Raw genomic sequence first — 24436 nt, 5'->3', positions numbered from 1 at the left:
CGTCACCATGACCGCAGCCGCGCGGAGCCGATGACTGCCTGGATTGACGTGTGGTGCTGCCACTTGTTGCCTCCTGGGCGTGGGGAACGGCGATGGTGCGCAGTGTCGCCGTGCACCTGCGGACCGAGTGCCGAGTGCTGACGGAAAGACCTCCAGCTACCTCCAGCTGGTCCGACCATCTGGTGAACTGCTCTTCGCTCGATGAAGAGTTCCTTCAATGTCCACGACAGGTCTCTAACATGTCTCTAGTCGTGTTCTAGAGGGGGCCTGGCGGACCGCGTGGATTCCGCGCGACGCCCACGGTGGGGGGGTTGGCGTGGAGTTCGGCGTCCTGGGTCCGTTACGCGTTGAAGCAGGCGGCCAAGCTGTCCTCGTCACCTCGGCGAAGCAGCGTGCCGTGCTCACCGCTCTGGTCTTGCGGGCCAACCAGCCCCTGTCGGTCGCGCGGTTGGTCGATGCGGTGTGGGGCGACGAGTCCCCCAGCAGCGCGCACGGCCTCATTCAGACCTATGTGTGGCGGCTTCGCCGGTTGTTCAGGGCGTTGGGCGAAGACGAGGACCGTCTCAGTGGCGGACCGGGTGGCTATCTGCTACGCGTCGATCCCGGCGGACTGGACAGTGCAGAGTTCGACAGACTCCTCGGGTTGGGCACGCATGCATTGGCGCAGGATGACGCGTCTGGAGCCGCGCACACGCTGCGGGCGGCGCTTGCCCTGTGGCGCGGCGATCCCATCGAGGACGTGGTCCTCCACGGCGGCTACGACAGCATGGTGCAGCGGATGGTCGAGCAACGGACGACGGCGTTGGAGGAACGCATCGAAGCAGATCTCCGGCTCGGCCTCCACGAGAGCCTGGTCGGCGAACTGCGGCAGCTGTCGGCGGAATATCCGCTACGGGAGCGGTTTTCCGGACAACTGATGCTCGCGTTGTACCGCTCAGGCAGACAGGCGGAGGCTCTGGCGACCTTCCAGGCGCTGAGGACCCGGCTCGCCGACGAACTGGGCATCGACCCATGCCCCGACGTGTGCCAACTCCACGAGTCGATGCTGCGGGCGGACACCGCACTGGCCGGCTGTGCCGGTGAACCGCGAGCGCGCCAGAACGTCGTGCCGCGGCAGTTGTCGGCAGGGATACCGCATTTCGCCGGGCGCGTGGCAGAGTTGGAAGCGCTCACCTCCCTGTTGGGACGACCGGCCGACACCCCGGGAACGGTGGTGATCTCGGCGATTCACGGCACCGCGGGCATCGGTAAGACCGCCTTGGCGATCCACTGGGCACATCAGGTCGCACATGAGTTCCCTGACGGACAGCTCTACGTCAACCTGCGTGGCTTTGACCCATCCGGCGACCCGGTCGCGCCCGCAGAAGCAATCCGCGGATTCCTCGACGCCTTCCAGATTCCCACCGGACAGATCCCGGTGGGACTGGACGCCCAAGCAGCGCTCTATCGCACGCTGCTGGCCACGAAACGGACACTGGTGGTGTTAGACAACGCTCGTGACGCCGACCAGATCCGCCTCCTGTTACCGGGCAGCCCCACCTGCATGGCGGTCATCACCAGCCGCAACCAGCTCGTCGGCCTCATCGCCGCTGAAGGCGCCCAGCCCGTCACCCTCGGCCTACTCACCCCCCACGAGGCACGCGAGCTGCTTGGCCGCCGTCTGGAACCTGGACGTATCGCAAACGAACCCGAAGCCACCGCACGCCTCATCGATCTTTGCGCCCGCCTGCCCCTGGCACTGAACATCGCCGCAGCCAGGGCCGCCACCCACCCCACACTCCCCCTTGGCAAACTGGTCGCACAACTGCAGGACGCGCGGAACCGGCTGGACGCGCTTGACACCAGGGACCAGGCCTCGGACATACGCGCGATGTTCTCCTGCTCCTATGAAGACCTCGATGCGGACAGCGCGACGATGTTTCGCCTGCTCGGGATCCATCCGGGACCTGACATATCGCTCCCGGCCGCAGCCAGCCTCGCAGGGCTTCCGATGCACCGGGCGCGGGGGGCGCTGGATCGGCTCACGAGCGCACACCTGCTCACCGAGCACACCATGGACCGCTTCGCCTTCCACGACCTGCTGCGCGTCTACGCCGCCGAACGCGCCCAGGCCGTAGACAGCGCCGCCACGCGTGACAGCGCTACACACCGGGTCCTGGACCACTACCTGCACACCGCCCACAGCGCCACCCAACTGCTCAACGCCACCTGGGACCCGTTCATCCCCGTCCGACCCCAGCACGCGGTGCTCACCGAGGAACTCGCCGACCCCGGCCAGGCATTGGCCTGGTTCGAGGCCGAACACCAGGTACTGCTCGCCGCCATCACCCACGCCGCCGAAGCCAGATTCGACACCCACGCCTGGCAGATACCCCACACACTCCTGACCTATTTCGACCGCAGAGGACACTGGATCGATCTATCCACCACCGGGCACATCGCTCTCAGCGCTGCCCAACGCGTCGCTGACCGAACCGGGCAGGCGTGCTCCCACCGAGGCCTCGCACGCGCCTGCATGCGACTCGGCTCACTCGAGAAAGCCCATCAGCATCTTGTCCGTGCCCTGGAGCTCTGCCTACGGCCCAGCGACCGGGCCGGCCAAGCCCACACCCACCATGACCTCGCCCTGGTATGCGAGCAACAGGGCCGCAACCGCGAGGCACTTCGCCACGCCCAACAAGTCCACAGCCTGCTACAGGCGCAAGGCCACCCGGCCGGTGTGGCCAACGCCCTCAACAACATCGGCTGGTTCCACAGCTTGCTCGGAGACCACCAGCAGGCGTTGACCTACTGCCAACAGGCCCTCATACTCCAGCGCGAACTCGGGAACCACGCGGGTGAAGCAGGCACTTGGGACAGCCTCGGCCACACCCACCACCACCTTGGCAACCATGACGAAGCCATCAGCTGCTTCCAGCACGCCATCGAGCTCTACCAGCAGATCGGTGACCGCTACTACGAAGCCGGTAGCCTCATCCGCCTCGGCGACGCCCAGCAAGCCACCGGAGCCGCGGACACCGCGGACGAGACCTGGCTGCACGCGCTGGCCATCCTCGAAGACCTCCAACACCCCGACGCCGAAAACGTCCGCACCAAACTCCGCCACACTGTGGGACTTTGAACCGCGCCGCGCCGAGCAGTGTGTGCAGAACCACGCATCCACTGGACGACACCCCTGGCGGTCAGGTGGTGCGACGAGGGCATTTCGCCTCACGTCACACCGCCGTTACCCGTCCGCAGGTGGGACGCCGACCAGTGTCACCAGGGACCGGTCCCACCTGTTCCGGGAGTGTCTTCGGGCGCCTGCCATGGAGGAGATCCTAGGCGGCCAGCCGCTTCAGCTTCGACCGCGCGCCCTCTATCTTCCCGGTTTTGCGGACCGGCACCGACGCGTCCGCGGCCACCTCCAGGATGTCCCGATACACCCGGGGCAGGACCTCTGCTCCCCATCCCGGGCTGCCAGTTCGATCGACGCCCCGCCATCGAAGGCAACGCCATCACCCTGGTGGTGATCTTCTTCGCGGAGCACTTCCTCGTGGCGCAGTTGGACGCGATCGGTCCGATGCTGGGTCTGTCGGCGTCCGTCACCGCGCTCCTGCTGTCCCCGACGATCCTCGAACGGGCCGGACTGCCCCAGGACGCCACCGTGGACTGGATCGGCGGCGACGCAATGGCGTGGGAGTAGCCGGGTACTGGTCCGTGGCCGTCCTCGACGACCGGAGGCCACTCGGATCCGCGCGGCAGCGCACACAGGCAGTGCAGATCGAGGGAGCGTGAGCGATGGAACAGTTCGGACGCACTGAATGGCTCACCTTTAGCCTCGTCGGCCTCGCGGCCGCAGCGATCGCCCGTGCCGTATCAGGAGCGGGGCACATCGCCCGCGACATGTATTGACTGCTTCCTGCATGGAGGCTCGGGAATTATGCTCCGACGCTGGTCAGCAGTGCGTGGACGCGGTGCCACGCGTCGGCAGCCGTGGCTGGGTCGGTGCTGAGGAAGCCGTGTCCGATACCGGGATAGACGACGACCTCGTGGTTGATGTCGGCCTCGCGCAGCGCATCGGCGATCTCGCGTTGGTGGCCGGGTGGGACGACATGGTCGTTCTCGCCGACGAGGAAGAGCACCTGCCCGGTGATGGCCGGGGTCAGCGACAGGGTCGGCTCGGGTCGGCTGAGCGAGATGTCGGTCGTCGGCAGCCATCCTCCGTAGAAGACGGCCACCGCGGCGAGGTCGAACTCGGTGGCCGCGAGGTAGGCGATGTGACCGCCCAGGCTCAGTCCGACCATGCTGACGTGTTCGCTGCCAGACGCTTGAAGGTGGTCCATACAGGCGCGGACATCCTGGAGCACGGCGGTCCGCGTCATCAACTCCAAGAGTTCGAAGCCTCGCTCCCGGCCGGCGGGGTCACGAGGGAGTTCTGCCCCGGGCGCGGTCCGGTGATGCAGGTCCGGCGCGAGCGCCACGAACCCGAGCCCGGCCAGTCGGTCACAGACGTCACGGACGGCGGCATCGACGCCGAAGAGCTCCATGGCCACCACGACGCCGGGGAACGGACCGGGAACCGCAGGGCGGGCGAGGTACGCACCCATCGGCGGCCCGTCGCCCGCCGGGATGCCGACTCGTTCGGTGCAGATGGTGTATGACCCGGTCGCGCCGGGGTCCGGACGGTGGTCGTCCCACCACAGGGTGGGTTTCGACGCGGGCTCGTCGGCCGTGGAGACGGTGCGACCTTCCAGACCGGTGCTTCGTGTGTTCATGGCGCCAAAGTAGCCACATCGTAAACTGGTATCCACAGGACGTTGTTCCTAGTAATAGGAGTATCAGGATGGCTCAGTCAGCGATCCGGGCACGAGAGTTGGGAGACCTGCTACGCTCGCGACGCGAACGGCTCCAGCCCTGTGACGTCGGTCTGCCGCCAGGCGTCCGACGCCGGACCCGTGGCCTGCGTCGTGAGGAAGTGGCCCAGCTCGCGGCCATCTCCTCGACGTACTACACCGTCCTGGAACAGGGCCGCGACGTGCGGCCCTCACGTCAGGTGCTCGACGCGCTGGCGACGGCGCTGCGGCTCGACGGCGCCGAACGGGCTCACATCCACGAGCTCATCCACGGCGCCCCACCCGCAGGGACTCGCGTCGTCGAATCGCTCCCGCCCGCAGTCCTCGCACTCCTTGACCGGCTCGACCCGTGTCCGACCTATGTCACCGGTCGGTGCTGGGATGTACTGGCCTCCAACCGGGCAGCCCGGGCACTGTGGACCGACTGGCCCGCCCGGCCGACCCAGGACCGCAACCTGCTCTGGTGGATGTTCACTGATCCCGAGGCCCGGGAGGTCATGGTCGACTGGCCGGCTGAAGCATCCGCACTGCTCGGCCGGTTCCGCGCAGCCGCAGCTCGCCACCCGGGCGACTCGGGCTTCAGCGAGTTGCTCGAACGCCTGCATGCCGCGTGCCCAGAGGTAAGGGATTGGTGGCCACAACACACAGTCACACCCTTGGGCTCCGGCACCAAACGGCTCCGCCATCCGGTTCTGGGAGAACTCGAACTCCACCACGTCGTGCTTCAACTCGCAGAGGATCCCGAACAAAAACTCGTCACGTTCACAGCCACCGACCAGGACCAGGACCGAATCGCCCAACTTCTGGGATAAGTGCAGACCTCGCCCACTACACCAAACCCCCGACTACACCTGCGAGTTCAACACCATCACCCCGCACAGGAGCTACTTCGGCATGGTTCCCCCGAGTTGGTGGACGCATTGCCCCTGCGGGCATGTTCCCAGATGTCATTGTCACGAACAGGACGTTCCCCAGTAACCCTCGCAGGCCGCTCCACTGGGATCTGCTCCAGCACGCGAGGGGCCGCTGCTGACCCGTCAAGCAGGAAGACTCGGCAACGGGCCTGCCACATTCGCGCAGGTCAGGCCTACGACTGACACTGCGGGATGCCTGCGCGGCGGCGAAGTTGGCCTGCTACGCCACCTCGTGGGTGGACCAGACCATGCCCAGTTCCTCCCGCCGTTCCTGACGGGACGCCAGTACCGGGTGGCAGCAGCCGTTCCCCAACGCCAACCCCCTGCTCCTGGGCAGGCGGCAACCGGCCCTGGTCGACACGGATTCGGGCCCCATGCCGCGCCGTCCAGGGGCCGGGTCAGGGCCGTTTCCGTGCTGATTCCTCGGGCGCGGAGCTCAGGTGACAGGCGGACTGGGGCGGGGTGATGCTGGCGGTTCCGGCGGGCGCCGGAGGGTCCGGCAACGGGGAGGGCGCGGTGGCGGTCAGGGCGGGCACGGTGTGGGTGGAGGTCGGCGGGGACCATTTGCAGGCGAGCCGGATCAACGAGATCAGCGGGTCGGTGCCGGGGCAGCTCGCGCTGCGGGTCACCGGGCACCGCGAGCCGGTCGTCGTCGCCCTGGACGGCGTCACCGACCCGACGGTCACCACGGCCTTCGCCGACCGGCTGCTCGCGCTGATCGAGCGCCACAGCCGCCCCAGGACGGCGGGCACGGTGATCGGCTTCCGGCCCGCCGGCGGCGCTACCTGGCGCGCTGGAGCGTGCTCGCCCTGCCCGGCATGGAGCAGGTCGGCCGACCGCCCCTGGACCCGGACGCCCTTGCCGAGGTCGACTGCGAGTTGCCGCCGGACCAGGAGCAGTGCCTGGCCGCCTTCCAACGTGAGCGCGCTCAGCGGGAGCAGTCGGCCTGACCTTGGGTCAGCGGTCAGCGGTCAGCGGATGTCGGCTCCGGTGCCAGGGCGGCCCACTGGTCCTGGTGGCGCAGGGCCAGGGCGACGGCGGCGGCCTGGGCGGTGGGGAACCAGCGCAGCTTGTGGGCCCGGCTGCCGTCACGCTCGCGCAGGTACGCGGTGGTGCCGGTGGCGGCCAGCCAGCGGGCGCCGACCTACTCCGCCCGGCCAGCCACCAGGCGCCGGTGGCGGACCTGGACGACGTCCGGGTCCTCGCGCCACCCGGCCACGTCCCAGTCGCGCCACAGCTCTACCAGAACGCCAGGTCGTCCGTGCCGGGGCCGCGCAGATCGACCGCGACCTGGCGGGCGTCCACGAACAGGCGGGCCAGCTCAGCGGAGGCGTGGAACTGCGGCCGCTCCAGCGCCTTGCCCGCCTCCGGGCCCGCGTCCAGCTCCGTCAGGAACCAGGCGGCCTGCTGCGCAAAGCGTCGTCTCCGGTGACGGTCGATGGTTCGCCCGGCTTTTCGGCGCGCGCTGATTCAACGGCGGCCGCCAGCACCTTCTCCTGCTTTTCAGCGCGGCGGTGGCGGAACGCCTTGGACTGGCAGCCCGGCCGCAGTAGCGCCGCGGCCGCCCCCGCCCGCCTGTCGGCACCGGCTTTCCGCAGTGTCCGCACTCCCCGACCGGCGACCCGGCCCTCACCCCGCCCCGCAGATCGTCCATCCCGAGAGATTAACCGCGCGCGCCGTAAAACCGGTGTGTGCGCTGAAACCTGAAACCGCAGGCAGACGCGGTGCGCGGTGCGCATTTCAACGCACCGCAGAGGTGCGGCGGTGCGCACCGCCCCTGTCCGCGAACACCTGGTGCGCGCCGCCCGACAGTACCGATGCGCACCAGGGCCAGGGATGCCCACGGCCGTGCGCACCACGGGTCGTTCGTGAGCTGGGGCGATGCGTCGCGTAGGCGTCCGTGACGTGGTCGGGCCTCGGTCCTCTGCGGAACGGCATGATGGCCTCGCCCCCGTCAGGGGCGAGGCCATCGGTGGCGGTGAGGGTCAGCCGCAGGCGCGACCGCGTACCAGCCGTCGCGGACGAGTTCGGCGACGACACCCAAGAGCCTGCCGGTTCCACCGACCACCAGCGCGCGCCTCATGATGCGACTTGTGATCGTCTCGGCACCATGTGGCCACCGCACGCCGCAGGTCAACCGGATGCGGGCCGCAGATTGTTCATGAGCAGGCCGAGGGCGAACTCGAAGCGGTCGTGTCCGGTGCCGGAGATCAGCGCAGCGGCATGGCGTCGAGTCTGCGGGAACTTCCCGGCAGGCAGTGCGGCGAAGCGGTCCAACAACTCCTCGTGGCTGAGCACCCATTCCTGATCCTGGTGCCGGCGCCGTTGCTGGACCAGCGACTGCTCCAGTGCATAGGCGCTGACGTAGAGGGACAGCGCGTCGCGGGCCCATCCGGCGGTCCTCGGGTGATGTCCTGAGGCCGAAATCACCTTGCGCGATCGACCGGACCCGCCCGGTCGCGGACATACCGATCCCCGCCGCCGTGCGCACCAGGTGCGCCCGGGGAGAGCCCGTGACCGATGGAGTCGTCGTCGCCGTGCTCCGAGTTGACGAGATCGTCAATCTCGCGGCTGGTCATGGTCGGGTACTGGTCTTGGTGTGTTCGCGGCATGACCGCTTTCTACACCCGGTGCCCAGCGGCGCGGAGCCGAACGCCCGGACCGATCTGTGAGGGCCTGTCAACTCCTCTGGGAGCGTGCGGCCCGCACCCGCGATCCTCGCCACCGGGAAAGGAGGCTCTTCTGCTGGACCTGTGGGTGTGATCAAGCGAGTTGGCGGCGGGGCAGGGAGGGGCCGTCGCCGCCGAGACAGTGTGACGGTATGGCGTGTGGGCGCGTGGAAGGGGACCAGCGGCTGCTGGTCCCCTTGTTTGATCCCTGGTGTCGGGTTGGCACCAGGGGTGCTGGTCCGCCGGTGGAGTGTGCCAATGACGCTCTGCTACTTGGTCCAGCTGGTCGTGGTTGCTAGTCCTGGTGTCAGCCGGCCAGGTAGTGGAGCCCGTACTCGATGAGCACGCAGATCGTGCCGCCGATGACGTTGGCCACGATCGCAGCCCGGTCGAGCTTGATCTTCGGGATCTTCACGGGTTTCGCCTCCTCTCGCTGGGCTGACTCCCTTTGTAGCGACCGATGTTGTTGCGTCAGGGCCTGTGACGCTTCACGGGGCAAAGCTGACGTTTCGGCTGCGCGGCCGGGCATGGGGGGCGAAGCTGAACTTCGCGAGCCGGCGTGTCGGGGGGCATCGGTGCGCGTCACTGCCAGCGCTTCGACGGGGACGATGACATGCCACGTGCCAAGGCCGAGCTCCCAGCAGGGGGCCACAGGGAACTCCGTGACTTCCTTGAGGAACTGCAGCGGAAGCGCGCTGCGGGTACGACGGAGGATCAGCTCGCACGCAGGAGCGGACTCTCCAGTAAGACGATTTCGAGGATCTTCAACCCGCGCCCGGGGGACACGCTTCCGGGATGGCCGTCCTCCTTCTGCTCCCTGCTGGACACGCTCAAGGCCACCGAGGACGAGAGGAGTCGGTGCCATGCGCTGTGGACGCGGGCAAGTATCGAGAACACGCCATCGCTGCGGGAAAAGCCCAGTGACGTGGCCGCGGTGCTGCGGGGCAGCGGCTATCTCGAGACGCTTCGGCGCCTGTACGACCAGGACAGGTTCCCGCTTGTGGAGCTCTTCGGGACGACGGCTCCGATCTGCGTCTTCCCCGCCCCGCCCGAGGAGTGGTCGAACGTGGAGTCGGCCCTCGGGCGCCTTCCCCTCGACAAGCCGTTCCCCACTCGGTTGGAGGAAGACCCCCACAAGTGGCCCAAGGACTACAACCCCGACGCCTGGCGGCGCTACGCCAAGGAGGTGGCGAAGGGAGAGAACAACAGGCGTTGGGACGGGCCGACCTGGGCGTTCGACCGCATGCGCATCCAACCGGGCGGCGGCGTCCGGATCGACTGCGTCCCTGGCCGTTACTACCGTTCCCTGGCCACCAGCGAGTACCTGGACGAGGAGCTGACTAACGCGCACAAGGGACGCGAAGACCAACCCGTGGACCTGAGCAGGCTTCCGCACCGGAACTGGCTGCATCGCGCGGGGTGCGGGGACGACATCGTCCTGGACGGCCGTCGCCGAAACGCCGCCGTGTCGGTCGCGGCAACCGTCATGCTTGCCACCGAGGACGGCGGGTACCAGATCATGCTCACGCCGCGGTCCCAGGATGTGGCGACCCACCGATTCTTCAACCATGTGATCCCGTCCGGGATCTTCCAGCCGCTGGAGCCTCCGGGGCTGGTGCCGAGCAGCGCGTTCGTCGAACGCGAGTTCAATGTGGAGCGGACCTTCCACCGCGAATTCATCGAGGAGCTCTACGACAGTGAGGAGTACGCGGACCCCGGGGGCCGACCGATCTACCTCCCACATGAGGAGCCGGAGATCGAACGCCTGAGGGCCGAGAACAAGGCGAAGCTCTACTACACAGGGGTGTCGGTGAACCTGATGACCCTGCGCCCCGAAATCTGTCTGCTCCTGCTCATCACCGACCCCACCTGGCTGGCGAGGGAACGGAAGCGCGCGGACGCATTGGCCCGTCAGGGCGGCCGCCCCCTCAAGTACGGCTGGGAGATCGCCCAGCGCCCACGCGACCTGCCTCCAGGGCTCTCCCTGGGCCACTACCTCACGCTCGACAGGACGCTCAACCCCGTCGGTCAAGCCGGCCTTCAGTCAGACATCCTGGTCCCCAATGCCGCCGCAGCGATCCGCCTCGCGCTCACTGTCGCCGCGGCCAAGACAGGCCTCCCGGCGAACGCCGAACACACTGACGCATGAGCCTGCGGAAATCGAGAAGGCCAGCTCGGATCGGGGGCCGGCGGAGCACGATGGTGATCCCGATTCCACGGAGGCCGCGGCCGTCATCTTCCTCAGCGTCACATGCGTACTGCTCCTCGCGTTCACCGAGGTGATGGCAGGCTCCTACCGGCGCCAGCTGCGGGCCCGGCGCGAAGTGACCGAGCAGGTCCTGGCGCAGACCCGGGAGATCGTGGCGCAGCAAGAGGTGTACCGCCAGGAGTACCTGGACCTGGCTGCCGAGCAACGGCAGCAGTACGCGGACCTGAGCGCCCACCTGGAGACCTCCTACGCCAACTCCCTGGCCTGCGCGGAGCAGCGGTGGGGCAGGCAGGTCACCGCAATCCAGCGTGACTACGACGCCAGCCTGGAGCGGATGCGGACCCAGCAGTCGACGGCCCTGACACGTCTGCAGCGCCGGATGCCGCAGCCGCAGGTGCTGCGCCTGCACGGCGACCAGCGGCTTTGACCGGGCCTGCTCACCACGGCGGCGTTCGGAAACAAGGGTTCGGTTCCGAGGGCACGGGAGCGGCAGCCCGCAGACACTCCACCTCTCGGTCAACGGTGTGCTCCAGCAGTTGACCGTGCCCGCCACGGCCGACTGGGACACCTGGGCGGTGCTGACCGTGCCGGTGACGCTGACCGCCGGATCGAACACGCTGGCTATCACCGTCGCACAGGGCGACACGGCGAGGGTCAACGTCGACTATCTCGCGACCTATCCGACCGGGGCACGGCCCCCGGCCCAGACCCCCTCCGCCGGCACGACCAGCGACTACCAGCAGGCACTGGACATCAGGACCGGAATGCTCACCACCTCGTTCGACTGCACCTCGCCTGCGGGTGAGACCACCAGCCTCACCTTCGAGGTCAACGCCAACCGGGCCAGCGCCCACCTGGGCACGGTGACCGTGCGGGCGGTGCCGCACTGGAGCGGCACGGCCAGTGTCTTCGACGAATTCGACGGCCAGGGACTCAGCAACGCCTCCACCAACAGCCCGACCGTCGACGGCGCGAACGCGGCCCTGTCCGAGAACGTCGTCACGGACGGGAACCTGGTCACCGCGACGCTGGACTCCGTACTGCGGGTCAACCGGCGCTACCGTACCCACCACGGCGGTCAGCGTCCCCGGCGACGGCAGCACGTCAGGCTGCGGGCTCATCCCAGAACGGACGGACCTCGATGGGCCGGCCGATCAGGTCGGTGACCTTCGACGCCCAGGCCAGCGCGGCGTCGAGGTCGTCGGCGGCGATGATGTAGAAGCCGCCGAGGTGCTCCCTGGACTCCGCGAACGGTCCGTCGGTGGTCAGCACCTAGCCACCGGACGTGCGCACGACGGTGGCGGTGGCGGGTTCGGCCAGGCGTCCGCCGAAGACCCATGCGCCGACGGACTTCATCTCCTGTTGAAGGGCCATGACCTGCTTGTAGGACTGCTGCATCTCCTCGTCCGTCATCGGCTCGCGGACCTCGCCGTCGACGCTGTGGACGGACAACAGGTACTGAGTCATGGTGGACCTCCTCGTGGGGCCGACACTTCCAGCCTCTCACCCCAACTACGAACGGGCCTGGCCCGACATTGACAGGTCGCGGGAGAATTTGTGGTTCGGAACAGGCGACCGTTCCCGCGGAATGCCGAGCTGGGGATCGAGTCCCGGCCGCGCGATTCGGCCGAGGAACCGTTCAGCGCCGAGATCGACCTATCCGCCATGTAGGTCTGGGAATCACCGCCACCCGAGAGCGAGCGCAATCCAAGGTTGGCTTCGACCCAGCCGTGGCCGCCAACTACGGCTAGGAGTCACGGTTCGTGGCCAGCAGCACACCAGAGCCCATGCTCATCCTGGCCGCGCCCACCGGCGCCGTGGAGAACCACGCGGTCCGCGAGTTCCTGGCCGACCTGCGGCGCGACATGCGCACCACCATCCAACACCGGCTCGCCCGCGGCGTCACCGAAGGTGACCTCACTACACCACCCGCCGACCTCGACGCCATCGCCCGCTACCACGCCACCGTGGTGCAGGGCCTGTCCGTACAAGCCCGCGACGGCGCCACCCACGCCGAGCTGGAAGCGGTCATCACCTGCTCGATGGCCGCCGGGGACACGCTGACATCCGGCTGAGCTGCCGTTTGTGGGTCTACCCGCAGGTCCTAGCGGTTGATAGCGCTGGTTGGCCGGTGCGTCGGGGTTTGGTTCCGGTCTGGTGGTGGGTGGGCGGGTATGGGGGTTCCCCGCCGGCCAGGACGCGTCCGACGTCGTGGCGCGGGGCCGGTGCCCGGTTCTTCGAGCCGATCGGTCGCGCGAGACGGGCCTGCGGCTGACCGATGCTCGCGGGGTGCGCGAGCTGCGCTGGGCGGATGTGCACTACGTCGTGGAGCGCCCGGGGCTGTGGAGCAAGCAGGACGTCGCGCACGGAGCCGCGATCGTCCCGCATCCGCCGTGCCCGAGAACGAGCGAGCCGCCCTCGCGCAGCAACTGCGCGCCTGGGTCGGTGCGAAGTTCAAGGTGCGCGAGGGCGGCATGGCCGGACTCGGCTGACGCCCGGATCACCGGCCGCCTCCCGCGGCGGGCTGCCTGGTGCCGGCCTGGCTGATCAGCAGCTGAAATCGATCAGCGAGAACGTCGCGTAGTGGTCGTCGGTGTAGTAGTCCAGCTGGTCCGGCTGGTCCGCGACGATGCGGCGGGCGCCGCGGGTGGGGCTGCCCGGGGTGACCACGGTGTACTCGTGGTAGTAGCCATAGGGCTCGGTGGGCAGCACGCCCTCGTAGTTGGTGAAGACGGAGTCGTCCTGGCGGTACGGATACGGTCCGCCCTGGGCGATGAGGTTGAGGGTGTCGTCGGCCTGCGTCGGCAGCGCGGTCTGACAGACCGTGCCGCTAACATCCGCGTGCGCACTGGTGGCGGGAAGGAGTACGGGACCGGCCACGGCGAGCACACCGGCGGTGAGAACCAGGAAGGCCTTGCGCGTGTTCGACGCGCGTAGAGAGATGGTCATGACAATGAGTCTCCGGATGGCGATCCGAAACCGGAAGGGGACATGACATCTCTTCATCGACTGTTCGCTATCCGACATCTGACTGAGCAACAGATGTCGCGGCGGTTGCGGGTGTCCCCACAGCCGACGAGGCGGCCGGCTGCGTGTCAGATGCCGGTCCGGCTACGCGTACCTGTGGCGGAGACGACGCCGCCTCCGGCCGCGCCGTCGTCGAGCGCATCCGCGCCGAGCACCCGGAGGTCACCGGCTCGCCACCCTCAACGAGGCCGCGCTGCCCGGCGTCCAGCACGCACTGGAAGACGCCGGCCTGCGCGTGCCCCGGGACGTCTCCATCGTCGGCGTGGCCGCCAGCCAGTGGGCGCAGGCCTTCCGCCCACCGCTCACCGCCGCGGACGTGCCGGCCCATCAGATGGGCGCGCAGGCCGTCGAACTGCTCGTCGAGCGCATCGCCGCACCCGAGACGCCGCCGCGCCACATCCTGCTGACCCCGCCCATCTCGCTGCGCTCCAGCTCCGCCCCCGCGCCGCGTCCGGCAAGCGGCTGACGTCCCACGGACGTCCCCGAGGACAGCCCTCTCCATTTCTCTTCCTCCCCACGAGCAACCTTTCGGTCCACCCGCGGCAACAAGGGAGCGGATCACGTTCGTTCGTCACGAAGGACTGAGAGATGAAGGCAACTCGCCAGGCCCCACGGCACCGTCGCAGCAGGCTCGGGCTCATGGTGGGGACGCCGGTGGCGCTGATCGCCGCCGGCGGGCTCGTCTACAGCACCGCGTCGGGGGCGACCAACGGCGGCGCGCCCGTCCAGGCGCCCGCGGCGGTCCCCCACGCGCCGTCGAGCGTCGTGGCGGCGGTGGCCGCCATGCAGCCCGGCTGGAACCTGGGGAACAGCCTCGACGCCATCCCGGCCGAGACCTCGTGGGGCAACCCGGTGGTCGCCAAGGCCCAGCTGGACGCGATACGCGCGCAGGGCTTCCGCAGCATCCGCATCCCGGTCACCTGGAGCGGCCACCAGGGCTCCGGCCCCGGCTACACCATCGATCCGGCCTACGTCGCCCGGATCAAGCAGGTGGTGAACTGGGCGCTGGCGGACGGCTTCTACGTGGTGCTCAACGTCCACCACGACTCCTGGCAGTGGATCGCCGGCATGCCCGCCGACCACGACGAAGTCCTGGCCCGCTACGACGCCACCTGGACGCAGCTCACCCACGCGTTCCGCGACGAGTCCGACCACCTGGTCTTCGAGAGCGTCAACGAGCCCACCTTCACCGGCGCGACGGACGCGCAGAAGGCCGCTCTGCTCAACGAGCTGAACACCTCCTTCCACCGGATCGTGCGCGGGTCGGGCGGCGCGAACGCGACACGCTTCCTGGTCCTGCCCACCATCGGCGACACGCCGGACCAGTCGCTGATGAACGACCTGGCGACCACCATCGCGTCGCTGCACGACAACCGGATCATCGCCAGCCTGCACTACTACGGCTACTGGCCGTTCAGCTCTGACAACGCCGGCGTGGTCACGTTCGACTCCGCGAGCCTGCGGGACATGACCACCGTCTTCGGACGCATGCACAACACGTTCGTCGCCAAGGGCATCCCCGTCATCCTCGGCGAGTACGGGCTGCTCAGCTACCCCGACGTCAACCACCCGGGCATCGTCGAACGCGGCGAGGCGCTGAAGTACTTCGAGGAGATCGGCCACCAGGAGCGGATCAACGGGATCACCGGCTTCCTGTGGGACAACGGCGCCTACCTGGACCGCACCACCCTGCGGTGGCGGGACCCGGGCCTGTTCGCCGAGATCAAGGCCGGCTGGACGACCCGCTCGGGCACCGCTTCCAGCGACCAGGTCTTCGTCCCGAAGTCGGGGCCGGTCACCGCCCGCACCCTGGTCCTCAACCCGAACGGCAGGACCTTCCGCGGCCTGTTCCCGGGCCGTACCGCGCTGGTCCGGGGCCGGGACTACACGCTTTCCGGCAACCGCCTCACCCTCACCCCGGCCCTGCTCGCCCGGCTGACGGCACACCACGGCTACGGCGTCGCCGCGACGCTGTCGGCCCAGTTCTCGGCGGGGGCTCCGTGGCCGATCAGCGTCGTCTCCTCCGCGACCCCGGTCCTGTCCGGCGCCAACGGAAACACGAGTGGTCTCACCATCCCGGCGCAGTTCCGCGGTGACGTGCTGGCGACGGTGGAAGCCCGATACGCCGACGGCAGCAACGCAGGTCCGAACAGCTGGACGCCGTTCCAGGGCTTCGACAGCGACTTCGTCCCCGACTACACGCACAACACCCTCATCCTCACCCCGGACTTCTTCAAGGGAATCAGGCAGGGCGCGCAGGTCACGCTCACGGTGCGCTTCTGGAGCGGCGCGGCAGTCACCTACCACCTGACGGCTCGGGGCACCTCCGTCACCGGCACCTCGTCCTGACGCACCGCCGGCCCTGTAGAGCCTGGCCCCCGAACTGAGGGCGCAGCTCCACCCCGTGCTGGTCGTCCCGGGGCTCCAGCTCGCCGAGGAGTCGCTGCTCGGCTGGTTCGCGTCCTACGCCCACGCGGGCGGCCACCTCGTCCTGGGCCCTCGCACCGGGCACGCCGACCAGCTCGCGCGGGTGTGGCACGAGCCCGCCCCCGCACGCCTCACCGGGGTGACGGGGGTGACCTGCGAGGAGTACGCCAACCTCACGGCCGATGTGACGCTGCGTGCGGTGCCCGGCAGTCCGCTCGCGCTGTCCGCCGACGCGGTCGCCACACGCTGGGTGGACGGCCTGGCCGTCGACGACGCCGAGGTGCTGGCCGACTACGACCACCCGCACTTCGGCCGCTGGCCCGCCGTCACCACCCGGCGCCACGGCGCGGGCCGTGTCACCTGTGTCGGCACCGTCCCGGGCCGCGAGCTCGCCTGCGCCCTGGCACCTGGCTCGGGCCGACCCCGCGCAGCGGCTGGACCGACTTGCCGCTGTCCGTCACCGTCGCGAGCGGCACCTCGCCGGACGGTCGCCGCGTGCACGTGGTCCACAATTGGATCTGGGAGCCGGCCGAGCTGCCCGCACCGACGGACCTGACCGACATCCTGGACGGCAGCCCGATCCCGGACGGCACGCCGGTCACCCTCGGTGCGTGGGACGTGCGGGTGCTCGTCGAGGGCTGATCCCCGGGCCGGCGACCGCCTGCCTCCTGCCCGTCGTTCCGCCCGTCGAAAAAAGTCCGCTCGGATCGGCAACCTTTCCGCCCGCGGCGGCAACAGAGAGGTGAGACACCGACTCGACCGGACCGACCGAACGGATGGGCATGAGGGGAACGAGGCACGCCGCACCACAGTCACGGAGCAGGCGGCGGAGCGGACGCGGGTTGATCACGGGCATTCCGGCGGCGCTGCTGGCCGTCGGGGTGCTGGCGTGCCTGGCGCTGGCCTTCCTGCCGAGCGGAGGCCCGGCTGACGCCGGGCGCGCCGTCTCGGCGGCCCAGGCGGGCGCCGCGCCCGGCGCCGGACCGGTGACCGCGTCCAGCACCACCGGGTTCGCGAGCGCGGCGGCGCGGCCGTCCGGCACCGGCACGGCGTCCGTGTCCGCGTCGCGGTCGGCGTCGACCGGCGGCGCGGCACCTGCCGGGTCAGCGGTGGCGCCGCTGGCCGGACGGATCAAGCCCTCCGTCACTTACCACGGCGTCGCGACCGCGTACGCCGCCGCGGACGGCAACGGCGCGTGCCTGTTCGGACCGTCCAGTGACCTCATGGTGGCGGCGATGAACTACACCGACTACGAGTCGTCCAAGGCGTGCGGCGACTACGTGCTCGTGCGCGCCGGCAACGGCGCCTCCCTGACGGTGCGGATCGTCAACGAGTGCCCCCTGCCCTGCGCGCCCGGCCAACTCGACCTGAGCCAGCAGGCCTTCGCGCGGCTCGCCAACCTCTCGGTCGGCCGCCTGCCCATCACCTGGACGCTGCTGAGCCCCGCCTCTCCGGGCCCGCTCTCCCTCCGCTACAAGACCGGGTCCACCCGCTGGTGGTGCGGCATCCAGGTGATCGGCCACCGGAATCCGGTCGCGCTGCTGGAGGTCCGGACGGCCGGCGGCTGGCGCCGGCTCCCGCGCACCGACTACAACTACTTCGTCTCCAGCGACGGCAGCGGTTGCGGCGGGCCGATCAGGATCACCGACATCTACGGTCAGCAGCTGACCGTAGGCGGGATCGCGCTACGGCCGAACGACGCCCAACCGACCGGCGTCCAGTTCGCCCGGCATTAACCGTGCGGCCATCCAGCCGCCTGGACCCGTTGACGACCGCTGTTACCCTCATGCGTTGTTAACGCGCACATGCAAGAAAGGGCGACCGAGGGAGATGCTCCCTGACGACGCGTCCGCAGAGTTCCACGACTTCTTCGAACGCCACTACGCCGAACTGGCGCGCTTCGCCCACCTCCTGACCGGGGAGGCGGACGCGGCCGACGACCTGGCCGCCGATGCCCTGGTCACGCTCTGGCAGAGCTGGGACCGGCTCCGCGCGGCCGAGCACCCGCGCGCCTATGCGCGCGGCGTGGTGGCCAACATGGCACGCGAACGGCTCCGGAGCACGGTCCGGGAGCGCCGCCGGATCACGCTCTTCTGGTCCCGCGTCCCGGGGCGGACGGAGGGACCCGACGTGGCCGCCGTCCTCGACGTGCGCACCGCACTGACCCGGCTGCCCCTCCGCAGACGGGCGTGCGTGGTGCATCCCACGCCACCAAAGTCCTCACCGAGTTCGCGGACCACTACAACCGGCATCGGCCGCACCGCTCCCGAGGGCAACTCCATCCCGACACGTCACATAGGACACCACCCGCCATCGACCTCCACAACCGCCGACTACTGCGCACCCGCGTACTGGGAGGCGCAATCAACGACTACCGATACGCGTCACGACCTGCGGCGACAGATAAATGAGCCCCGCACGGCTGGAGCCGGAGCCGAGTCACGCCGTCTGTGACACCGCCCCACGGCACGGAGGTGACGGCGTGCCAGGATCGGCGGGATCGCGCCGAAGAGTCCGACTCGTGATCCTCATGTGAGAGTGCTGACCCAAGCGCGAGTTGAGGGCCAGCGCGATTGCGCCCACTACAGCAGCATCGCGCCGATGCCGCTGCCCCTGCGTTCCTCCCTCCAACAGCCCAGGCAGCGGCCGAGCAGCGAGGTCAGCGAGTCGGCGAGGTAGGCCGGGACGTCATCGCAGTCGCGGCCGATGCAGATGACTCGTCCCCGGGCGGGCGTTGCGGGTCCGTGCCAGGGTGGAGCAGCGCTACGTCTCCGTGATTTTCGATCGCGAAATGGTGCGTGGTCAGGGCGACGGCGCTCCGGTGATGTAGCTGCCCGAGGCGCTGTAGGGCCAGCCGTTGGGGACGCAGCCGTGCAGCCCCTTGATCTGCTGCATCATCACCGGCGCCGGGTCCCCCGCGCCGGTGCAGGAGACGTGGCCGTGGTGCAGCGAGTGCCCGACCTCGTGGTTGATCGCCAGCGCGTGGTAGAGATCTGGCTGCCCTTTGTAGTAATCGGTCAGGTCGATCCAGCGGGCGATGTTCTCCACCACCGTGTTGCCGTTGTTGCTGCAGTTCACCCCGCCCGGCGCGGCCTCGCGTATGTCCAGGCCGATCAGACGCTCGCATAAGTGGTACGCGGTGCCGGGCGAGGCCAGGTAGATAGTGAAGGCCACCGGACCGGAGGCGACCCGTTGGAAGGACCACTGCCCGCCCGCGCTCCAGCCGCGCTGGGTGTTGCCGAGCACCGCGTCCACCTGGGCGGCGAACAGTGCGGGGTCGACCCCGAGGCCGTTCTCCACCGCCACCCGGTAGCGCTGCAGCGTCCCCGTGCCGAAACGCGCGGTGCTGCCGGAGGCGTAGCTGTAGCTGCCGTTGCCCTTGGCCGGGTAGCCGGTCGGGAACGCGGCAGCGGAACTCGGCTTCGCGGAGGGTAACCGGCGCGGGCTCGGGCTGGGGCTGGGGCCGGGGCTGGGCTTCGTGGACGTCGAGGGCGCCCCGGACGCGGCTGCGGCCGTGGCCCTGGACTCCCCCGCGCCACTCAGCAGATAGCCGCCGACCGCGACGATCGTCAGCAGTACGACCAGCGACAGCGCCGTCCCGCCGACCCGCGAGCCCTTCCTCCGGGCACGACCGCGACCACCACCACGGCGACGCCGCTGCGCCTGTGTACGCCCACCGGGGGCTGCGACTGAGTGGGCGGGAGGGCGGCGGCGGGACCTGCTAGGCATGAAGGCAGAGACTCTCTATCGCACGGCAAAGAAGGCGAACACAGCTGCGGGAGCGTTCGACAGCTAATACATCCCAGCGGTCAGGATGGTTGCACACGTCCCACAGGCCCGTGGCGTCACAGCCGATTCGGTCACGAGAGGCCGACCCGGGCCGCGTCCACGGCCAGGGCCAGCGCGGCCACGCAGGCCGCCGTATACCGGCGTTGAGCAGGGCCGACCGGCGTGACAAAGCTGCGGCCAGGCGTTTCTTCCAGAAGCTCCTCACCGGGACCCGGTCAGTGCCGCGGGTGGTGGTCACCGACAAATTCCGCTCTTACGGAGCCGCCCTCCGGCAGGTCATGCCCTCCGTCGAACACCGCTCCCACAAAGAAGTGAACAACCGGGCGGAGAACTCGCACCAGCCCACCAGGCAACGCGAACGCGCCATGGAGGGCTTCCGCTCCGTCGGCGCGGCCCAGAGATTTCCTGGCTGCCTTCAGCCGGATCTCCTCACACTTCAGACCTCGACGACACCTCCTCACCGCCACCGACTCCCGCAACGAGATGAGATCCCGCTCCACCACCTGGAGGCAGATCACCAGCACCACCGGCCTGCCCACTGCGGCCTGAACGAAGGCCAACACCACGAGCAGTCACGCTCCGACCCGGACCAAGCCGCCCAGCACCGCAACAAGTTGACAACGCCTCTGGGAGGCGTACGCCGCCGACCCGAAATTATCGGGCCGGCCGGCGCTGCCGAGTGTCAGGTCACGGGTAGCTGACCACGTTGCTGGGAACGGTGTTCGGTGGCGTGAGCGCGCCCGTGTCGTTGATGACGTGGGTGATCGTGCCGGTGGTGCCGAGCGAGACGGTGAGCGCGTCGTGGAACTTCACGCCCGCGGTGTTCGGCACCTCGAACGCGTGATAGCTGTTCACCGACGGGTTGACGTTGAAGTAGCAGTAGCTGCCCAACCCCCACGCTTCGTGCGTGGTGACCTTGGCGCCGACCTTGTAGGCGGCGTATCCGTTCACCCCCGTCGGGCTCTTCCACGCTGCCTGGTTCGGAACGTCGTACGGCATCTCGTTCTGGAAGAAGATCGTCTTGCCGTTCTGGCCGTTCCAGGTGACCTGGTACTTCTGGTAGTGCTCGACGAACAGGCCGGTCGCCTCGACGTTGTTCCCGTTGACGATCAGGCCGTTGTCCGCGGTGTTGGTCGTCCAGCCGACCGTGCCCGCGTTGCCGTGGTCAGCACGCCAGGCCCAGATGTGGTCGATGATCGCGTCGTTGCTGTTGACGACGAGGCTCGCGGTCGCCTTACCCGCGATCTCACCGCCGATCCTGAAGAACACGTCCTGGATCGTCGTCGGGTTGGCCCCGTGGCCCGCGGACGAACCGGAGGGGCCAACTGTCAGCAGCGCCCGCGAGTTGGCCGTACCCGCGTCGAACAGCAGGCCCTTGAGCCGGACGCCGTCGACGTCGGCGACCTGCATCGCGTTGACCCCGTTGTCCGGGACGAAGGTCGGGTACCCGATACCGAGCACGACCGTGTTGGCCCTGGTGACATTGAGGGTCCGGTTGAGGTGGTAAATGCCCGGGGTGACGAACAGATTGCAGCCCTGGGACAGAGCCGTGTTGATGGTCGCCGCCGTGTCACCGGCCTTCACGACATAGAACTGGTTCATCGGCAGCGACGTGCCGGGGGTGCTGCCTTTGGCCCAGCTCGGCCCGGAGGCGTTGGTACGCAACGAGGGCAGGAACACCCGGTACTTACCCGTGCCGTCGACGTACAGGTACGGCACGTCGCGCGAGACCGGAGTGGTCGCCAGCGTGGTCTCCGGCGGTTTCGGGAAGGTGTTCGCCGGTGCGCCGGGGGTGCCGGAGAAGACCATGTTCCACACGCCGCCGGCCCAACTGCCCAGGCTACTGTCCCGGGTGTACCACTGCTGCTGCGAAACGGACGACGCCTGTCCGGAGACCTTCGTGTCCGCGATGTAGCCGCCGCTCGCGTAGCCGAAGCTGGCCGGGTAGAGCTGCAGGCCACCGTGAACATCGATCCGGCGGAACGGGGCGGCCTGTGCCACAGCCCAGCGATCAGATCCGCTGGAGGGCTTGATGGCCATGTTCTCCGCGGAGCGCCAGAAGTTCTGCAAGGCCTGGCCGTGGTCGCTGGCGTTGAAGGCGTCGACGGTGACGTTACCGTTGATGGTCACGTCGTCCGGGTTCTGGCCGAGTCCGGCCACCGAGGTGTAGTAACCGACGTTGTCCTCGACCTTGTACGCGCCGGGCTTGAACAGGTCGGCCACGCGGTTCTCGGAGAACTGCGCGGTGGCGGTGTCCTTCATCCGGGCGAACTGGGCATCCAGTTGCGCCTGGATGGTGGCGCTGGACATGCTTGGGTCGAAGATGTGCACGTTCGGCCCAAAGTTCGGCGTGTCGGACTGGGCCGGACACATCGATGCGCCGATCGTGTGTGCTGCGCTGGCGCCGGCGGCGAGCGCGGTGAGCGTGCCGCCGACGAGGGTGGTCGCGATGGCGCAAGCCCCGAGGACCGTTCGACGACGGGAACGGCGACGGCGCGAACCGCTGGTGTTACGACTGTGCTGGGACGGCGTCATGCGCAATACCTCCACGATGCGTGGCTGGGGGCCGGATCGCCGCGCAGAGCCCTTGGACGGGGGGAAGCGTCCGCGCGGAATGCTGTCCTGACGAGCGTCAACGGAACCCGCTCGATCCGGCCGCCCTGACGCTACAGAGCCGGCACCTCTCCGGAAACCCAACCCAGATGAGGGTGGGGTTCCCTTAGGGAGTTGTTAAGGCTCCCCGCCCGGGGACGCCCCCGGACTCCGGCCACCTGTCGCCGCCGCACGTTCCCATCAGCACCAGCAGTGCGACAGCCGGTGGGATGTGTCAGATGGCGCTGTCACGTTGACTGCGGTCGTGACCTTGTCTCCGCTTGGGTTGTGGCCCGGAGGGGCCCGTCATGGAGAGCGGATCGCCGTCGTACAAGGGACACCAGTAACAACCTGATGGCGCCCTGGTCCTGTTCGAGACAGACGAGGGCGACAAGGAAGACCCGGCTCCCCGGTGGCGGGTACTCTTCCTGCCCGGCCTGGGGCCCCCTGGGACTACGAAACCCCAATCACAAGGAGCGACGGGACGGGCTTCACAGGCAGGAGTGGTGGTCGCGACCGCTGCCATGCGGGTGAGCTTCGAGGTTGTCTGGACCATTGACGTGGTCAGCACAGCGCGACAGAATGCCGTCCGTTCCGACGCGCCACTCGAAGCGCGTCCTCTCATCGCTAACGGGGGTGGGCGATGCGTCGCCATTCCAGGTGGTCAGTCCTTGTCGCGAGCCTGTCACTGATGTCAGGTCTCCTCCTCACGACCGCCGGGGCGTCCAGCGCCTCGGGCGAAACGATCGGAGCGTCCGCCAGGGCTGGCGCGAGCGGGTGGCACCCGTCCTGTCCGAACGGCGCCAAGCCAGCCATCAGGCCGACGGTCCGCATGTCGCCGCAGGTCGCGCCTGCGGACTTCAACCCGCTCACCGCGTCCAACGCCGAACTGGCCCGGTACGGCTTCCCCCGGCACCCGAAGCACAACGACCAAGCCTGGAAGGCCGCGATGAAGGCGGCCAAGCACCGCACCACGGACACCACCACGTGGACGTGCGCCGGCATCACTCACGGCAAGATGATCCCCGGACCGAAGCTCAAGACCGGGATCGTCTCTCCCGCCTGGTCACTTGGTCCGGGCAACCCAGTGACCTCCTCCAACTGGGCTGGGAACCAGGTCCCGCAGGCCACGGACGAGGCCACTTGGGAGTGGATCGTCCCGGGCGGCCACGCGAAGCAGCCGAACACCTGCTACTCGATGGTCAGCCCCTGGGTCGGCATCGGGAACGGCGTCTCCGGAGACCCGCTGGTGCAGGCCGGGAGCGAGGACCACTACGACTGCAACGGCTACAACGTGCACTACATGTGGCACCAGGTGTACCCCGAGGGCTCCGTCGCCTTCGTACACCCATATAGCTTCGGCATCGGCGACGACATCTACGTCGACGTCTGGGTGTCCGGCTACACCGCGTACTACTTCATGGAGGACAAGACCAAGGGGCAGTACACCACGTACAGCGAGAACTACTCGGGCAACGTCAGCCGAAGCGCCGAGTGGATCATCGAGAAGGGTGGCAACGGCCTGAGCGCCTGGAATGGCGCGATGAGCACGTACAACGCCTACTGGCAGTACACCGGCGGCTCCCTCGACCCGGCTGGCGCGTGGCCGCACAACTCCTACCACCTGTACTACAACGGCCAGGACGTGGCTCACGGCGGAGCTTGGACGGACCCCGGCACATACTCCGCGTTCCCCCTCTACAGCTCGGGAACCTGATCCAGCGGACGGTCTGAACCCGTCTCCCTGTCATGGCGGACACGACCCGGTCCCGAACGATCAACGGCCTCAGTGCTTTGATCGTCCGGGGCCGCGCTCGTCCTCGCCGCGGAAGCGACGTCGGTCATTGCTCATGATCAAACTCCACTGTTTCCTAGTGCATTGCTCACGCTGAAAGACGCCCAGGCCGAGGACCACTGGAATGCTCGCGAAAATGTGGACCCTACAACGGGGCTGACGGCCGAACGGCTGCCGCG

The 24436-nt window shown here is 68.7% G+C and carries 21 protein-coding genes and 2 pseudogenes; 15 read left to right on the top strand and 8 right to left on the bottom strand.

All coding sequences use genetic code 11. The annotated features are described in order from the left end of the window. Positions 1-316: 316 nt before the first annotated feature. Positions 317-3121, top strand: coding sequence for a BTAD domain-containing putative transcriptional regulator (locus ABIA33_RS24685; RefSeq protein WP_370084604.1), 2805 nt, complete (start codon positions 317-319; stop codon positions 3119-3121). A gap of 384 nt (positions 3122-3505) precedes the next feature. Beyond that, a complete protein-coding gene (locus ABIA33_RS24680) occupies positions 3506-3685 on the top strand; it encodes a hypothetical protein (protein WP_370084602.1) in 180 nt (59 codons plus the stop codon). 235 nt (positions 3686-3920) lie between these two features. Here the strand turns inward: ABIA33_RS24680 and ABIA33_RS24675 are convergent, their stop codons facing one another. Next, complete coding sequence (locus ABIA33_RS24675) at positions 3921-4757, bottom strand: dienelactone hydrolase family protein (RefSeq protein ID WP_370084601.1); 837 nt, start codon at positions 4755-4757, stop codon at positions 3921-3923. A gap of 68 nt (positions 4758-4825) precedes the next feature. On the opposite strand from ABIA33_RS24675, the gene ABIA33_RS24670 reads away from it, so the two are divergent. Beyond that, the gene (locus tag ABIA33_RS24670; RefSeq protein WP_370084599.1) at positions 4826-5647 is read left to right on the top strand and encodes a helix-turn-helix transcriptional regulator; all 822 of its coding nucleotides are present in this window, start codon (positions 4826-4828) and stop codon (positions 5645-5647) included. Between the two features lie 500 nt (positions 5648-6147). Here the strand turns inward: ABIA33_RS24670 and ABIA33_RS24665 are convergent, their stop codons facing one another. Both ABIA33_RS24665 and ABIA33_RS24660 read right to left on the bottom strand, forming a co-directional pair. Then, the gene (locus ABIA33_RS24665) at positions 6148-6666 is read right to left on the bottom strand and encodes a hypothetical protein (protein ID WP_370084598.1); all 519 of its coding nucleotides are present in this window, start codon (positions 6664-6666) and stop codon (positions 6148-6150) included. A gap of 1216 nt (positions 6667-7882) precedes the next feature. Then, positions 7883-8179 (bottom strand): hypothetical protein, encoded by a 297-nt coding sequence (locus ABIA33_RS24660; protein WP_370084597.1) that lies wholly within the window; start codon positions 8177-8179, stop codon positions 7883-7885. An 852-nt stretch (positions 8180-9031) separates the two neighbouring features. Here ABIA33_RS24660 and ABIA33_RS24655 point away from each other — a divergent pair. The 3 genes and pseudogenes from ABIA33_RS24655 to ABIA33_RS24645 all read left to right on the top strand — a co-directional run. Then, on the top strand, positions 9032-10567 hold the full coding sequence (locus ABIA33_RS24655; RefSeq protein ID WP_370084596.1) for a hypothetical protein: 1536 nt from the start codon (positions 9032-9034) through the stop codon (positions 10565-10567). A 133-nt stretch (positions 10568-10700) separates the two neighbouring features. Then, a complete protein-coding gene (locus tag ABIA33_RS24650; RefSeq protein WP_370084595.1) occupies positions 10701-11054 on the top strand; it encodes a hypothetical protein in 354 nt (117 codons plus the stop codon). 67 nt (positions 11055-11121) lie between these two features. Beyond that, positions 11122-11793: pseudogene (locus tag ABIA33_RS24645) on the top strand (carbohydrate-binding protein); the annotation flags it as partial. Here the strand turns inward: ABIA33_RS24645 and ABIA33_RS24640 are convergent. Together ABIA33_RS24640 and ABIA33_RS24635 are read right to left on the bottom strand one after the other, a co-directional pair. Continuing rightward, entirely contained in the window at positions 11732-11899 is a 168-nt protein-coding gene (locus ABIA33_RS24640; protein WP_370084594.1) for a YciI family protein, read from the bottom strand. The pseudogene ABIA33_RS24645 and the gene ABIA33_RS24640 overlap by 62 nt on opposite strands. After that, positions 11900-12094, bottom strand: coding sequence for a hypothetical protein (locus ABIA33_RS24635; RefSeq protein WP_370084593.1), 195 nt, complete (start codon positions 12092-12094; stop codon positions 11900-11902). Positions 12095-12390: 296 nt separating this feature from the next. On the opposite strand from ABIA33_RS24635, the gene ABIA33_RS24630 reads away from it, so the two are divergent. Beyond that, the gene (locus ABIA33_RS24630; protein WP_370084592.1) at positions 12391-12702 is read left to right on the top strand and encodes a hypothetical protein; all 312 of its coding nucleotides are present in this window, start codon (positions 12391-12393) and stop codon (positions 12700-12702) included. Between the two features lie 472 nt (positions 12703-13174). Here the strand turns inward: ABIA33_RS24630 and ABIA33_RS24625 are convergent, their stop codons facing one another. Further along, entirely contained in the window at positions 13175-13576 is a 402-nt protein-coding gene (locus ABIA33_RS24625) for a ribonuclease domain-containing protein (RefSeq protein ID WP_370084590.1), read from the bottom strand. Positions 13577-13658: 82 nt separating this feature from the next. Between ABIA33_RS24625 and ABIA33_RS24620 the strand changes: the two genes are divergently transcribed. The 6 genes from ABIA33_RS24620 (at position 13659) to ABIA33_RS24595 (ending at position 18535) form a co-directional block, all read left to right on the top strand. Further along, the gene (locus tag ABIA33_RS24620; protein ID WP_370084619.1) at positions 13659-14120 is read left to right on the top strand and encodes a substrate-binding domain-containing protein; all 462 of its coding nucleotides are present in this window, start codon (positions 13659-13661) and stop codon (positions 14118-14120) included. A 122-nt stretch (positions 14121-14242) separates the two neighbouring features. Further along, positions 14243-16003 carry a cellulase family glycosylhydrolase gene (locus ABIA33_RS24615; protein WP_370084589.1) on the top strand — a complete coding sequence of 587 codons (1761 nt, stop codon included), beginning with the start codon at positions 14243-14245 and terminating at the stop codon, positions 16001-16003. A gap of 55 nt (positions 16004-16058) precedes the next feature. Next, positions 16059-16637 carry a beta-galactosidase trimerization domain-containing protein gene (locus tag ABIA33_RS24610; RefSeq protein ID WP_370084587.1) on the top strand — a complete coding sequence of 193 codons (579 nt, stop codon included), beginning with the start codon at positions 16059-16061 and terminating at the stop codon, positions 16635-16637. Then, the gene (locus ABIA33_RS24605) at positions 16577-16723 is read left to right on the top strand and encodes a Beta-galactosidase C-terminal domain (RefSeq protein WP_370084585.1); all 147 of its coding nucleotides are present in this window, start codon (positions 16577-16579) and stop codon (positions 16721-16723) included. The genes ABIA33_RS24610 and ABIA33_RS24605 overlap by 61 nt, the downstream gene beginning before the upstream one ends. A 200-nt stretch (positions 16724-16923) precedes the next feature. Then, positions 16924-17817: an expansin EXLX1 family cellulose-binding protein gene (locus tag ABIA33_RS24600; RefSeq protein ID WP_370084584.1), complete on the top strand. Its 894-nt coding sequence runs from the start codon at positions 16924-16926 to the stop codon at positions 17815-17817. 94 nt (positions 17818-17911) lie between these two features. Then, positions 17912-18535: a sigma factor gene (locus ABIA33_RS24595; RefSeq protein WP_370084583.1), complete on the top strand. Its 624-nt coding sequence runs from the start codon at positions 17912-17914 to the stop codon at positions 18533-18535. Between the two features lie 348 nt (positions 18536-18883). Here the strand turns inward: ABIA33_RS24595 and ABIA33_RS24590 are convergent, their stop codons facing one another. Further along, on the bottom strand, positions 18884-19810 hold the full coding sequence (locus tag ABIA33_RS24590; RefSeq protein WP_370084582.1) for a DUF3152 domain-containing protein: 927 nt from the start codon (positions 19808-19810) through the stop codon (positions 18884-18886). A 215-nt stretch (positions 19811-20025) separates the two neighbouring features. Here ABIA33_RS24590 and ABIA33_RS24585 point away from each other — a divergent pair. Beyond that, positions 20026-20419 (top strand): annotated as a pseudogene (locus ABIA33_RS24585) (DDE-type integrase/transposase/recombinase); the annotation flags it as partial. Between the two features lie 138 nt (positions 20420-20557). Here ABIA33_RS24585 and ABIA33_RS24580 read toward each other — a convergent pair. Beyond that, a complete protein-coding gene (locus ABIA33_RS24580; RefSeq protein WP_370084581.1) occupies positions 20558-22405 on the bottom strand; it encodes a hypothetical protein in 1848 nt (615 codons plus the stop codon). Between the two features lie 889 nt (positions 22406-23294). Between ABIA33_RS24580 and ABIA33_RS24575 the strand changes: the two genes are divergently transcribed. Further along, complete coding sequence (locus tag ABIA33_RS24575) at positions 23295-24179, top strand: hypothetical protein (protein ID WP_370084580.1); 885 nt, start codon at positions 23295-23297, stop codon at positions 24177-24179. Positions 24180-24436: the final 257 nt, after the last annotated feature.

The organism is Streptacidiphilus sp. MAP12-16 (assembly GCF_041262165.1).
GTDB lineage: Bacteria > Actinomycetota > Actinomycetes > Streptomycetales > Streptomycetaceae > Streptacidiphilus.
The sequence above is the reverse complement of the archived record's forward strand: the minus strand, read 5'-3'. Positions and strand labels throughout refer to the sequence as shown.

Excerpts from the sequence above, each read along its gene's own strand:
- ABIA33_RS24675 (WP_370084601.1), bottom strand. The coding sequence starts at position 4,757 with ATGAACACACGAAGCACCGGTCTGGAAGGTCGCACCGTCTCCACGGCC.
- ABIA33_RS24670 (WP_370084599.1), top strand. The coding sequence starts at position 4,826 with ATGGCTCAGTCAGCGATCCGGGCACGAGAGTTGGGAGACCTGCTACGC.
- ABIA33_RS24655 (WP_370084596.1), top strand. The coding sequence starts at position 9,032 with ATGCCACGTGCCAAGGCCGAGCTCCCAGCAGGGGGCCACAGGGAACTC.
- ABIA33_RS24650 (WP_370084595.1), top strand. The coding sequence starts at position 10,701 with ATGGCAGGCTCCTACCGGCGCCAGCTGCGGGCCCGGCGCGAAGTGACC.
- ABIA33_RS24635 (WP_370084593.1), bottom strand. The coding sequence starts at position 12,094 with ATGACTCAGTACCTGTTGTCCGTCCACAGCGTCGACGGCGAGGTCCGC.
- ABIA33_RS24625 (WP_370084590.1), bottom strand. The coding sequence starts at position 13,576 with ATGACCATCTCTCTACGCGCGTCGAACACGCGCAAGGCCTTCCTGGTT.
- ABIA33_RS24615 (WP_370084589.1), top strand. The coding sequence starts at position 14,243 with ATGAAGGCAACTCGCCAGGCCCCACGGCACCGTCGCAGCAGGCTCGGG.
- ABIA33_RS24595 (WP_370084583.1), top strand. The coding sequence starts at position 17,912 with ATGCTCCCTGACGACGCGTCCGCAGAGTTCCACGACTTCTTCGAACGC.
- ABIA33_RS24590 (WP_370084582.1), bottom strand. The coding sequence starts at position 19,810 with ATGCCTAGCAGGTCCCGCCGCCGCCCTCCCGCCCACTCAGTCGCAGCC.
- ABIA33_RS24580 (WP_370084581.1), bottom strand. The coding sequence starts at position 22,405 with ATGACGCCGTCCCAGCACAGTCGTAACACCAGCGGTTCGCGCCGTCGC.
- ABIA33_RS24575 (WP_370084580.1), top strand. The coding sequence starts at position 23,295 with ATGTCGCCGCAGGTCGCGCCTGCGGACTTCAACCCGCTCACCGCGTCC.